The organism is Eubacterium sp. AM46-8, from assembly GCF_003466705.1.
Taxonomy (GTDB): domain Bacteria; phylum Bacillota; class Clostridia; order Lachnospirales; family Lachnospiraceae; genus Lachnospira.
The window spans coordinates 82,432-95,587 of sequence record NZ_QSEU01000010.1 but is presented as its reverse complement, the minus strand read 5'-3'; the positions used below and the strand labels follow the sequence as shown (position 1 = coordinate 95,587).

The following is a 13,156-nucleotide window of genomic DNA, read 5'->3' as shown; positions in this document are numbered from 1 at the left end:
TTAAATATACTAAAGGGAGAATTATTAACTATGAAGAAAGCAACTAAAGCATCTGATAACAGATATTATCAGGCAAGATTTTCTGCTGCACAGAAAAATGCTGACTTTGAAAGCCGTGAAGCAGCTTCAGATGTCGTAGGTATAGACAGAACAAGACTTGCAAGAATTGAACTTGGCAATGTAACACCTTATGCAGACGAGGTTGTATCTATGTCAAAATGCTACAACGCTCCTGAACTCTGCTATAATTACTGCTCAAGCGAATGTCCGATTGGAAGGCTTACAATGAAGGAAGTCGAGATTAATTCATTTGACAGATTATCATTAAAAATGCTTGGTTCTTTGAATGATATTGAAAACCTGCGTGCTTCTATTATCAATATCTCTGCTGATGGACAGGTTGATATTGGAGAACAGGAGGAATTCAAGCAGATACTTGAATCCCTCGACCTTATTTCCAATAATGCGAAAGCCCTTGAATTGTGGGCTAAGAAAAACATTAAGAATATTTAACGGCTGTATCTTACATAATCTACCGTAACAAAGCCTTTGTTTTCACTATTGGCTGAATTATCATGTGATACATATACACCGCTCTTTACACCAACCCATCTTCCGGCTTTGGCAATAACGGAAACAGGGTTGGTGTATTCTTTTCCGTCTGCGCTTATCTCTATTGTTACTGTCTCAACAGATGCTTCCTTAACAGGAAGTCCACCCTCTACATAATCTTTAGTTCCTGTCTTTTTAACTGTGTATCTGAAATATATTTCCTTAAGATTATCGTATGAAGCAAGCAATTCTTTAGTCTCTTTAGTATAAGCCTGGTCACAGTCAAACTGCTGCACACCCTTTACTGCATATACTTCCATCTTACCGCCTTTAACAGTCACATCTGCTGCCAGATAATCCATTCCCATATGAATGAATCCGGCATTATCACCATCAGCCATTCCGCTGATATTCATCTTAGTAATACAGCTAAATTCCGGTGCCGGCCACTTCTGCAAGAGAAGATTTCTGTAATCGCCAATTGGTCTGTTTGATGCTCTGCCAACCGCATTAAGCTTTATATAAGAACCGTCATCAGACACATTTCCGCTTTCATCCGTGCCGTTCTGCGCCCAGTCACTATCAGGATTGGCATTCCACTGCCACTGCAGTCCCAGGCTATCTTCTGTGAATTCGTCTGTAGTATCCGGCTCACATATCTCATAAACTGAACCAACATCAGGCTTTTCATACTCCATCACAGGCTCGCCATAATCATTGCCGTCTTTCTTAACCCCAATAACAGGCCAGTCATTTTCCCAGCTCATTGGCTGCAGATGCGTTATTCTGCCCGCTGCATACACATCCTGAAAATGTATGAACCAGTCCTGTCCTGTAACTGTGTCAACCCATGCACCCTGATGAGGTCCATTGACAGGCGAATCCCCCTGTCTCATAACCACTTTATACTCATATGGTCCAAACACATTTTTCGACCTTAACACTGTCTGCCAGCCTGTCTTAACACCGCCAGCCGGTGCAAATATATAATACCATCCGTTTCGTTTATACATCTTAGGGCCTTCTATTGTAATCTGGTCATTTAAGTTACCGTCAAATATAATCTTTTCCCCACCTGTAAGCCCCATTCCATCAGGCTGCATCTCTACCATATGAAGCACACTCTTATATCCTATACGGCTCTTGGCAACTCCTGCAACAAGATATGCCTTTCCGTCATCATCCCAGAATGGGCATGGGTCAATCCAGCCTGCGCCTGGTCTTATGTTCACTGGTTTACTCCACTCACCATAAGGGTCCGTTGCTGTAGTCATATATATTCCTTCATCCGGCATTGGAAAGCACACATAATATGTACCCTCATGATATCTTATGGCAGGTGCCCACACTCCGCATCCATGAATTGGATTTCTGTATCTGAATTCTGGAACTTCAGGCAAAATGTAGTTAACAACCTTCCAGTTTACAAGGTCCTTAGAATGAAGCAACGGCATAGCCGGAGCATTAGAAAAGCTTGATGATATCATAAAATAATCATCACCGACACGGATTGCATCCGGATCTGAATAATCAGCGTAAAGTATTGGATTCTTGTATCGTCCATTTCCTAAATCTGCTGTCCACATATATGACCTCTTTCTGCCAGTTTACGGCTCAATAATTTATTTCTGCTTATGCAGATATTTCTCTGCTATCATATTACAACAGTTAAATAAGAATTTCCAGCACTTTTATAAAGTTATTTTATAAAAGTTTTTAATTAACATTTTTTATAGTCGCTTTTTGTCTATTATAATGAATATTTTTCCGAATATTAAAAATAATGGCAGGACACGGTATTAATCCATGTCCTGCCATATTATATTTAATCTTACAGATGAAGCACTCTCTCTTTAATCTCCTGAGTTCTTCCCTGATTCCAGAACTGTGTTCCGATATATCCGCAAGTTCTTCTTGCAACATTCATCTTATCCTGATTACGGTTTCCGCAGTTAGGGCACTCCCATATAAGCTTTCCGTCATCATCTGTAATAATCTGAATCTGTCCTGTGTAGCCACATTCCTGACAGTAATCACTCTTAGTATTAAGCTCCGCATACATAATATTATCATAAATGTATTGCATAACCTTAAGTACTGCAGGAATGTTATTCTGCATATCAGGAACTTCAACATAGCTGATAGCACCACCTGGTGATAATTCCTGGAACTGTGATTCAAATTTCAGCTTGTCAAATGCGTTGATATTCTCTGTTACATGAACATGATAACTGTTAGTTATATAATTCTTATCTGTTACGCCGGCAATCTTACCGAATCTCTTCTGTAAACACTTAGCAAACTTATAAGTTGTTGATTCAAGTGGTGTACCATAAAGAGAGAAATCAATATTAGTCTCTGCCGCCCATTTTTTACATATATTGTTAAGATGTTTCATTACCTCAAGTGCAAATTCTGTGCCTTCTGACTTAGTATGTGTAACTCCCTTCATATAATATGTACACTCACAAAGTCCTGCATATCCAAGAGAAATTGTTGAATATCCGCCATAAAGAAGCTTATCAATTGTTTCACCCTTCTTAAGTCTTGCAAGTGCACCATTCTGCCAGAGAATTGGAGCAACATCTGAAGGTGTTCCTTTAAGTCTGTAATGTCTGCACATAAGTGCTCTCTTACAGAGTTCCAGTCTCTCATCAAGGATACTCCAGAACTTATCCATATCCTTGCCTGATGAACATGCAACATCAACAAGGTTAAGAGTTACAACACCCTGATTAAATCTGCCATAATACTTTGGCTTTCCTGTTTCCGGATCAATATATGGTGTAAGGAAGCTTCTGCATCCCATACATGGGAAACACTGTCCATTGCCATTGGCATCAACCTTTAATTCCTTCATCTTCTTTTCAGATATATAATCAGGAACCATTCTCTTAGCTGTACATTCTGCTGCCAGCTTTGTAAGTTCCCAATACTTGCTGCCTTCTCTTATATTGTCCTCCTCAAGAACATATATAAGCTTAGGGAAAGCTGGTGTAATCCACACACCCTTTTCATTCTTAACCCCCTGCATTCTCTGTTTAAGAACTTCCTCTGTAACAAGAGCAAGATCTTCTCTTGTTCTTCCTTCTGGAACTTCATCAAGATACATGAATACAGTAACAAATGGAGCCTGACCATTTGTTGTCATAAGTGTAATAACCTGATACTGAATCATCTGGACACCACGCTTAATCTCATCTCTCACACGAAGTTCAGCGACCTCTTTAATCTTCTCTTCTGATGCTTCTATTCCTGTTCTCTCAAATTCATCCCTTACCTGACCAATAAATTTCTCACGGCTCACCTGAACAAACGGAGCAAGATGTGCAAGTGATATACTCTGTCCACCATACTGTGAACTTGCAATCTGTGCAATTGCCTGAGTTGCGATATTACATGCTGTAGAGAAGCTATGTGGCTTCTCAATCATAGTCTCACTTATTACAGTTCCATTCTGTAACATATCCTCAAGATTAACAAGACAGCAGTTATGCATATGCTGAGCAAAGTAATCTGCATCGTGGAAATGTATAAGTCCCTGCTCATGTGCATCAACAATATCTGCTGGAAGAAGAAGTCTTTTAGTAATATCCTTACTTACCTCTCCTGCCATATAATCTCTCTGTACACTGTTAACAGTAGGGTTTTTATTAGAATTTTCCTGCTTTACTTCCTCATTATTACACTCAAGAAGGCTCAATATCTGCTCATCTGTTGAATTAGATTTACGCACAAGTGCTCTCTTATAACGATATGTAATATACTTTCTTGCAACTGCAAATGCTCTTAAATTCATAATCTGGTTTTCTACAAGATCCTGAATTTCCTCAACACTTAATGAACGGTTCATTTCTTTACAGATGCTCTCAACATTATTAGATATTGTTTCAATCTGTTCTTCTGACAGTCTTTCGCTATGGACAACTTCCATATTGGCTTTTGATACGGCGGCCATGATTTTACTTATATCAAATGTAACCTCTGACCCACTTCTTTTAATAATTTTCATACTTCAAACCCTCACATAAATACTTTCATGTCCCCATGAATAATCATTAATAACACCATGTGTAATCATACACATGAAAAAAAATCTGCCGGGAACCCAGTATTCATGCGGTTTCCCAAGCAGATTTGATTATACAACATATAGGCTTGTAAGTCAATCAAAAACACAATATCTTGTAATAAAATATATTAATTAATTATTTTCAGATTCAGCAATAATATTAATAAGAGAAGCCGCTACTACCGCCATTTCTATTTCATACTCAGCCCACTGTGACGATTCCTTACAACGGTCGATTGTAAATATTCCCTTAACATTGTTCTGTGTTCCAACTATGCATTGTACGGTAGAAAAAACCCTCTTTTCTCTCATTGCCATCCCAAATTCCGGTGCAATATCTGTCTGTCTTCCAACAAATCCAACAGCAACATGATTCTTTCCACCAAGAAGCTTCCTGAATTCTTCTGTATTAACATAGCCTGCACTCATTGAACCGCCCAGTTCTACTCCGATATAATATGTCCTGCTAAGGTTATGTCCCCAATACAGATTAATACTGTCAAGCTTAAAAGAATCATACATATGATGAAGCAGTTCATCAACAGCTTTTCTTCTATCCTGTGCAAATTCTTCCATTATTCCTGACAGAAAACAAAGTTCCTTCATCTCTCTGCCATCATTAACATTCTTATCCTTAACATTAAGCGAATTCTCATATGATTCCTTATGAAGATCATCCCTGAAAAATACATATCTGTCTCTTCCCTTTTCCTTAGCAACATACAAGCAATAATCTGCTTTTTTGAAAAGTTCTTCATATTCTGTGCCATTATTTGGACTATATGATGCTCCAATAGAACATGTTATAGTCAGGTCTTCAAAATCATCAACAAATTCCCATTTAATCTGTGTTCTTATCGCTCTTAGCATTCCTCTTAATGCATGTTCATCATTAATGCCATTAAACACAATGATAAATTCATCGCCGCCTATTCTTCCGACAACTCCATCCTCACCAACCACTTCCTTAAGCTTTCGTCCTACTCTGGCAAGAATCTTATCTCCATACATATGACCATACACATCATTGACCTTCTTAAAATGATCCACATCAAGAATAGCTATTGTGACCCTGTTATTCTTTTCTTCTTTAATACACTTTTCAGCATAAGCAGTTATTGTTTTTTTATTATATACATGCGTGAGAGAATCAAACTGTAACTCCTCTATCATATCTGAAATCTGGTTATAACTACGATTATCTGCCTCTGGAATGACCCTGCCAACAACAATCTTTCCTCCATCGCTCTTAGTCATAACAGTTCCAATGAATCTCAACGTTTCCATAACCTTGTTATATGTACGCATGCTGGTCTTAAACTTTGTTGAGAATGTCTGTGTGTATGAACGCACCTCAGATATAAAGTTAGTGAACATTTCCTTATCACTTTTCTCTATATATCCTTCTGAAAGCATCCGCTTCTTCCAGTCATCAATGTCAGCCTTATATATAATATCCCTTGAATCAACATCATACCTGTACATACTGAAAATATTATTATCCCTGTTATATGTAAATGTGTATTCACGGTCTAATCCAAGAAGCATCTTATGCTTTGCTACATCATCCCTGAGGCTTTTATTGGTCTCCTCAATTGACTCAACATCTACAAGTTCAATATCTCTCATATGTTCATTGCCAGCACCGCGCTGCTGATATACAAAAAGATGATTATATCTTTCCTCTCCCCGTGCATTAATAAACTTAAACATTCCACTCTTAGCGGTACCATCATAATTGTCTATAAAATTTATCAGCCTTTCTTTATCCTGTGGTGCTACCACTTCAAGAAGCGTATCTACAATATGTCCGAAATATTCTTCAAAAGCTTTGTTAGAAACACTTACTACACAATATTTGTCAACAGATGCGACTCTCCTGCTCATTTTGTGTATAATTTCATATCTTTCTTTTTCTGTCACTTTATCATCCATGTTGGTACCTCATGCTATTTATTATTAATTATCGATAACTAATTCCGGATTTCAATAGTAAAATTATATTATATATATTACAATTTTACAAGTATTCTGAAGCACTCCTCTTAATTTTTTGGTACTTTAGTACTAATACCAAATATAGTATTTCATTTTGTTGTACATCGTGATATAATACAACATATTGTTGATTTTAGCTTGAAGCACTATTATTAAATATGAGGAGGTTTTCTAATGGAACGCGTAAAGTATAACAGAGTTGAGGTCAATCATGGCAATATGGCCAAGAAGTTTCCTGTGTACGAAATTTATCTTGATGGGGTTATAGTTACAAAGGTATCATCTGAGAATGAAGCTTTAGAGATGGTATCGCGCTGGCAGGAAATTTACAAATAATCATCCAAAAAATGCAGTGTCTGTATACAGAACTGGTAATCACCAGATTCAATACAGACACTGCATTTTTATAGCATCTTCTTTTTTCTTAATACCCACAGTACTATGATGCATATAATAAGCATTATGCCACTTATTATCTCGAAACCAAATGGGGTCTTTGCAAACGGCATCCATTCTTCCCCGACATTCATTCCATATATGCCTGATATTATTGTCGGAATAGCCATTACAATTGTAATTGAAGTAAGATATTTCATTACATTATTCAGCTTACTGTCAATTACTGATGACATCAGTTCCCTTGTACCATCAATGACATCCCTGTATATCGTTGTCATTTCTATAGCCTGCTGATACTCGACCATTACATCTTCCAGAAGCTCCATATCCTCCGGATACTGCTCAAGTCTTTTATATCTTCTGAGTCTTTCTAACACAATACTGTTAGCTCGAAGAGATGTTGCAAAATAGACTAGCGTAGATTCCAGCTCATGAAGCTCAATAAGATCTGTATCTGATGTGTCTCCATCAACACGTTCTTCTATCTCTATTCTCTTCTTATCAATAAGACGAAGATTAGCCTGATATACAAATGCTGAACGGAAAAGCATCTGATATATAAAACGCATTTTTTTCTTAGTACTGAATTCTTTTACCTTATTCCTTACAAAATAATTAATAATTGGTGTGTCAATCTTACACACTGTAATTATTGCTTCACTTTTAAGGATTATACCAAGAGGAATTGTTGTATACATTTTCTTTTCATGTCTTACCTCAGGTGTAGGAATATCCACAAGTATAACAGTATATCCATCTTCAAGACTAATACGTGAACTTTCTTCTTCATCCAGTGCGGATGCTATATCTTCCGGCTCTATCTCGAAGCGTTTTGCTATCTGCTCAATTTCCTTGTTAGTTGGATCAACCATATTAATCCAACAGCCTTCCTGAATATCATCCAGCGTACTTAAAACCTGTTGGTCTGTTCTATATATCTCTACCATACGTCCGGCCTCTCATAATTATTATTTCATCATAATCGTCCCTGATGCGTCTCATAATAAAATCTCTTAAAAGCTCATCAAAGCCCCTGTATATATTGCTTATAGCTTCACATTCAAGCGGATTACGGCTTATAAAATATTTTATATTAAAGCCGTATATCGTATATATTATCTGCAGTACCCCGACATCCGGCTTTGATAATCCGTTCTCTAATGAGCAGAAACTTCTGTCTGTCATACCAACAGCCTGAGCCATCATATGCTTGTCCATATCAAGAATCCGTCTTAACTCTGTAAGCGTATATCCTATACGTACATTGTCAGGTACATCCAATTCCATACCATTGACAATTTCAAGTATCATTCTGTGGTAATATCCCACTTTTCTTTCATCTTTATACCCAAATTGAAGCATACTGTCAAACAGACAGAGAGCATTTCTTATAAAAACTTTCTTTCTCTTATCCGGGCATGTCATATACATATCCAGAAAAGGATTGGTATTGTCAATTTCGTGCAGGATGTAATCTGAATTCCAGTCTGTATATCTGTTTATTCTTTCTATCATCCTGTATGTAACCGGCTGAGTTCCTGTTTCAACTCGGGCAAGATAATCAGGACTTATATGTAACATTTCTGCTACTTCTACCCTTGATAATCCTCTCTTAACACGGCATTGCTTCAGCCTGTCACAAGTATTGCTCATTCAATCCTCCGTAAAGTACTATTTCTTATCTGTCTTACAGCTTCTAAGTCCGCATGAACCACAATTACCATCACAGCCCTTCCCAAGACCGCTTTTTTCATGCTTATATGAAACTGCAATGTATATGGCAACAACCACAACTAACAATATTCCTGCCGATATAACATGTCCCATTCTTTATCTCCTTACTAGTTGTTCTTATAGGCTTTTCCAATCTCACCTGTAAGCGAAGCAAATATCTTAAGTATCATCGCACGTTCTGATTTGTCAAGTTCCCTGAAAGACTTAAGAACCGCATTAATATTCTTAAACCTGACTGTACTTATCTCTGAAAGGTTCTTTGCACCACTTGCAGTTACCAGTGAAAATAATGTATCTACGAATTCTGCTCTCTGTTCTCTTGTAAGTCCGTCTATCCATGCACTCAATGCTGTATTTAACCTTTTACTCTTAGGGCTTAAATCCTGCTCAGTCTCAAAATCTGGTCCTATAACCTGCCATGACATAGAATCATGCTGCATGAGACCTGACTGACTGCTCTTTACAACCTCATAATCTCCATCGTGATTAAGAAGCATTCCAACAACTGAACAATAAGGAACAATACTCTTAATCCTTGGCAGAATTGCCAGATAATCCGGATGCTTTACAAAATTACTGTCAAATCCCGGACCATCATTATTATAAACAGTAATAATTCTTTTCTTAACTGATGGTCTTGCAAAGACTGATGCATATACCGCCAGATTACCACCTTTGGAATGTCCTCCAAGAATCAGCTTTCCTTCTGAACGCTGCACGGTTGTGTCAATATATCTTACTGCATCCTTCTGCGATGGAACAGGTGATAGGAAGCTCATGTTAAAGTCCTCTTTCCAGCCTACAAGTGTATCATCAGTTCCCCTGAAAGCAATATACGTAAGTCTGTTATCAATTCTTACATGAAATGCCGCAAACTGTTCTTCTTTGCCGCCATCGACATAATCAACATAATTAGTAAGTATAAGTGAGCCAAATCTTTTTGTTGCTGCTGCCTCTCTTAAAAGATACGGAGCTTTTCCTATGAAAGATTTGCATTTCTTAATCTCCTTCTCATCATGGGTATCAAAAAATGTGTCTGCCGCTTCCGCAATTGTAATAGTCTCAATACTTCCCGGTGCCGGTACAATATCAGTAAAATCAACATATGCAATCTGCGCAAGTATTAAATTGTCCACGTCATTAAATGGTGCCTGGCTAAAATCAAGGTCACCTCTCCATTTCAAATAATCAGATACATTACTCATATTTAACCCCTTCTTATTCTACGCATTTTCCTTTCAGAAACCTTCTTGGTTACAAGATCCTTCCATATTGAAGGTGTAAACAGAATTATCAGTGGAAATAACTCCAGTCGACCGGCAAGCATATCAAACATCAGTACATATTTGCTGAAATCAGAATAACTTCCAAAATTCTGTGTCGGTCCGACAGCCGAAAGACCCGGACCTATATTATTAATAGTCGCGGCTACTGCTGTGAAATTAGTCACAATATCCTTGCCTTCAATAGATATAAGCAGTAAGGATGCTGTGAATATCATCATAAATGTTATGAAATATATACTCACAGACCTGCACGTTTCACTATCAACAGGCTTTCCTTCTGTCTTAATCACCTTAACACTCTTAGGATGAATATATGACTGAATCTCTCTGAATATTGTCTTTACCCCTATTATAAACCTTGAAACCTTAATTCCGCCACCTGTACTTCCGGCACATGCTCCCACAAACATCAGCACAACAAGCACCGACTTGGACAGTGACGGCCACATATCGAAATCTACTGATGAAAATCCGGTTGTCGTTATAATAGATGCAACCTGAAACATTGACTGTCTCAGTGTGAGTTCAACAGCACCTACACTTCTGTATATATTAACAAATATAATTGCTGTTGCCGCAAGGATAATTCCGAAATAACATCTCACTTCTTCTACTTTAACAGCCTTCTTAAACTGTCTTAGAACAATAAGATAATATGCGTTGAAATTAACTCCAAACAATATCATAAATATGGTTACAACCCACTGGATATAAGGTGAAAAGCTTGTAAAGCTGTCATTCCTGATACCAAATCCACCTGTTCCGGCTGTTCCCATTGCTGTATTAAGTGCATCAAGGAATGTCATTCCTCCAAAAGAAGAAGAATCGTCTGAAGTACAGTCATCCCAAAATATATAATATACAGTATTCTTGCTGTATATCTGATCTTAGGGACAAGTTTTCCCACTGATGGTCCCGGACTCTCTGCTTTCATAAGATTGATATTAGAGCCACCTGTAAGAGGTATTACTGCAAGCAGAAATACCAGAACTCCCATACCACCAATCCAGTGAGTAAAGCATCTCCAGAACATAATGCTCTGAGACAGCCCTTCAACTTCACTTAATATACTTGCTCCTGTTGTTGTAAATCCTGATATTGTCTCAAAAAGTGCATCTGTAAATGAAGGAATTTCCCTGCTTATAAAAAAAGGCAGACAGCCAAATATACTCATAAGAATCCAGCTGAGTGCAGTTGTAACACATCCCTCTTTCAGATAAAAAACTGTATTGGCAGGTTTTTTAATTGTCATAAGAATTCCACATACAGCACATAATGCAATTGTTATCAAGAATGCAGATATTGCTTTCTCCCTGTATATAATTCCAACAATTACAGGAATGACCATAAGAGCCGCTTCTATCTTTAAAACATGTCCAAGAATATATCTTACTATAGAACTGTTCATATTAATGTTCCCAGCCTTTCCTATCCAAGAATATCAGTTATCGCATCAAACCCTGTGTGAGTTGTTACAATAACCACAGTATCTCCAACCATAAGGCTGTCAGTACCACTTGGAATAATAATCTTACCATTACGGTTAATAAGTGCTATAAGCAGATTATCTTTCAGCTTAAGTTCCATAAACTGCTTACCCGTAACTCCTGATTCTTTATCAATATTAAACTCTATAGCTTCTGCTTTCTGGTCAAATAAATGATACAATGTCTGTATATTATTACTTCCCATAGATTCTTTCTTGGCTCTTACATAAGCAATAATAGCTTCTGATGTTATATATCTTGGATAAATCACACTGCCAAGATCAAGGCTGTTAATAACACTGCTGAATCCCATTCTTGTTATTTTCGTAATACATTTTGCTTCAGATACCTTTCTTGCATACAGTGTAAGCATAACATTCTCTTCATCTATTCCTGTAAGCGGAACAAAGCTCTCCACATACTCAATTCCTTCTTCTCTTAAAAGGCTCTCATCAGTACCATCACCATTGATAATGACAGCTCCCGGCAGCTCTTCGCTTAACTTTAATGCGCGTTCCTTGTCATTCTCAATAATCTTTACATCAATTCCCATGTTAAGAAGCTGCTTTGCAAGATAATATGCAACTCTTCCGCCCCCGACAATCATGGTACTCTTGACCTGATGTGTCTGAAAACCTACACTTGCAAGAAATGTCCTTGCATTCTTTCTTGATGCAATGAAAGATAACTTATCATCTGCCCTTATAATAAAATGTCCTGATGGAATGAACACCTCTCCATCCCTCTCAACTGCACATATAAGAACCTTAGATGATGAAGCCTTAGATATCTCCGCCAGAGTATGGCCACACATCTGGTTACCCTCAGGGACTTTTATCTTAATCATCTCTGCCTGTCCATGTGCGAATGTCCCAATCTCAAGTGCTGTCGGCATATAAAGCAAACGTGCTATCTCACTTGCAGCCTCAAATTCCGGATTAATAATCATTGCCAGACCTAATCTGTCTCTTAAAAATGCAGCCTCCTGACTGTATTCAGGTGTTCTTACTCTTGCAATTGCCTCACATCTGCCAGCCCTCTTTGCAAGTGTACAGCATAAAAGATTCAGCTCATCAGAATCAGTTACCGATATAAGAAGGTCAGCTGAATCAATACCTGCTTCTTTCTGAACAGTAAAACTTGCACCATTGCCCTCAACTCCCATAACATCATATGCACCTGTTATGGCATCAAGCTTAACCCTGTTCTTATCAATAAGAGTAACATCATGGTTCTCCCTGCTGAGTCTCTCGACAAGAGTGGCACCAACCTTACCGCCACCTACAACTATAATATTAAGTCCGTTCTTTCTGGACTTATCATTCCCAAACATTCCAATCCTCCTTGTTATTTCGCATTGTTTTGCGAAGCGAACTATCTACCCATTTCTTTTAATTCTTCAAGCAGCTCTAAGTCAGACTGCTGTACCTTTATATTAGATGTTATAGGCGCCTCTCCAGGATTAGTAACTGTAATCTCAATTATAGTTCCTTCCTTAAGACCTCCTGCAAAACATCTGTTAAGAAATGCCACGAACTTCGGATGATTCTTCTGAAACTTGTTCCTGGCACTCATAAGCTTCATAATCGATGCTGGATTCATAATAATCTCCATTCTTTCTAATTCTG

At 37.8% G+C, this 13,156-nt stretch carries 11 protein-coding genes and 1 pseudogene; 2 read left to right on the top strand and 10 right to left on the bottom strand.

Going from position 1 to position 13,156, the window contains the following annotated elements; genetic code table 11:
* Window positions 1–30 precede the first annotated feature (30 nt).
* On the top strand, window positions 31–513 hold the full coding sequence (locus tag DW963_RS08325; protein WP_243269232.1) for an XRE family transcriptional regulator: 483 nt from the start codon (window positions 31–33) through the stop codon (window positions 511–513).
* On the opposite strand, the gene DW963_RS08320 is transcribed toward DW963_RS08325, so the two are convergent.
* From DW963_RS08320 to DW963_RS08310, 3 genes are all read right to left on the bottom strand, one after another.
* Complete coding sequence (locus DW963_RS08320; RefSeq protein ID WP_117915011.1) at window positions 510–2,138, bottom strand: glycoside hydrolase family 43 protein; 1,629 nt, start codon at window positions 2,136–2,138, stop codon at window positions 510–512. The genes DW963_RS08325 and DW963_RS08320 overlap by 4 nt on opposite strands.
* 245 nt (window positions 2,139–2,383) lie before the next feature.
* Window positions 2,384–4,564, bottom strand: coding sequence for an anaerobic ribonucleoside-triphosphate reductase (gene nrdD / locus DW963_RS08315; RefSeq protein ID WP_117915009.1), 2,181 nt, complete (start codon window positions 4,562–4,564; stop codon window positions 2,384–2,386).
* A gap of 192 nt (window positions 4,565–4,756) precedes the next feature.
* Window positions 4,757–6,559 carry a GGDEF domain-containing protein gene (locus DW963_RS08310; RefSeq protein ID WP_117915007.1) on the bottom strand — a complete coding sequence of 601 codons (1,803 nt, stop codon included), beginning with the start codon at window positions 6,557–6,559 and terminating at the stop codon, window positions 4,757–4,759.
* Window positions 6,560–6,796: 237 nt separating this feature from the next.
* Between DW963_RS08310 and DW963_RS13310 the strand changes: the two genes are divergently transcribed.
* Entirely contained in the window at window positions 6,797–6,958 is a 162-nt protein-coding gene (locus DW963_RS13310; RefSeq protein ID WP_158556568.1) for a hypothetical protein, read from the top strand.
* A gap of 68 nt (window positions 6,959–7,026) precedes the next feature.
* Here the strand turns inward: DW963_RS13310 and DW963_RS08305 are convergent, their stop codons facing one another.
* The 7 genes and pseudogenes from DW963_RS08305 to DW963_RS08275 form a co-directional block, all read right to left on the bottom strand.
* Entirely contained in the window at window positions 7,027–7,968 is a 942-nt protein-coding gene (locus DW963_RS08305) for a magnesium transporter CorA family protein (RefSeq protein ID WP_117915005.1), read from the bottom strand.
* Window positions 7,952–8,674, bottom strand: a complete 723-nt coding sequence (locus DW963_RS08300; protein ID WP_117915003.1) for a helix-turn-helix domain-containing protein — start codon at window positions 8,672–8,674, stop codon at window positions 7,952–7,954. The genes DW963_RS08305 and DW963_RS08300 overlap by 17 nt, the downstream gene beginning before the upstream one ends.
* A gap of 18 nt (window positions 8,675–8,692) precedes the next feature.
* A complete protein-coding gene (locus DW963_RS08295; RefSeq protein ID WP_286169211.1) occupies window positions 8,693–8,848 on the bottom strand; it encodes a FeoB-associated Cys-rich membrane protein in 156 nt (51 codons plus the stop codon).
* Window positions 8,849–8,862: 14 nt separating this feature from the next.
* Window positions 8,863–9,960, bottom strand: a complete 1,098-nt coding sequence (locus DW963_RS08290) for a DUF2974 domain-containing protein (protein ID WP_117915001.1) — start codon at window positions 9,958–9,960, stop codon at window positions 8,863–8,865.
* 2 nt (window positions 9,961–9,962) lie between these two features.
* Window positions 9,963–11,449: pseudogene (locus DW963_RS08285) on the bottom strand (TrkH family potassium uptake protein).
* 20 nt (window positions 11,450–11,469) lie between these two features.
* Window positions 11,470–12,861, bottom strand: a complete 1,392-nt coding sequence (gene trkA, locus DW963_RS08280) for a Trk system potassium transporter TrkA (RefSeq protein WP_117914999.1) — start codon at window positions 12,859–12,861, stop codon at window positions 11,470–11,472.
* Window positions 12,862–12,902: 41 nt separating this feature from the next.
* The gene (locus DW963_RS08275) at window positions 12,903–13,130 is read right to left on the bottom strand and encodes a hypothetical protein (protein ID WP_286169210.1); all 228 of its coding nucleotides are present in this window, start codon (window positions 13,128–13,130) and stop codon (window positions 12,903–12,905) included.
* Window positions 13,131–13,156: the final 26 nt, after the last annotated feature.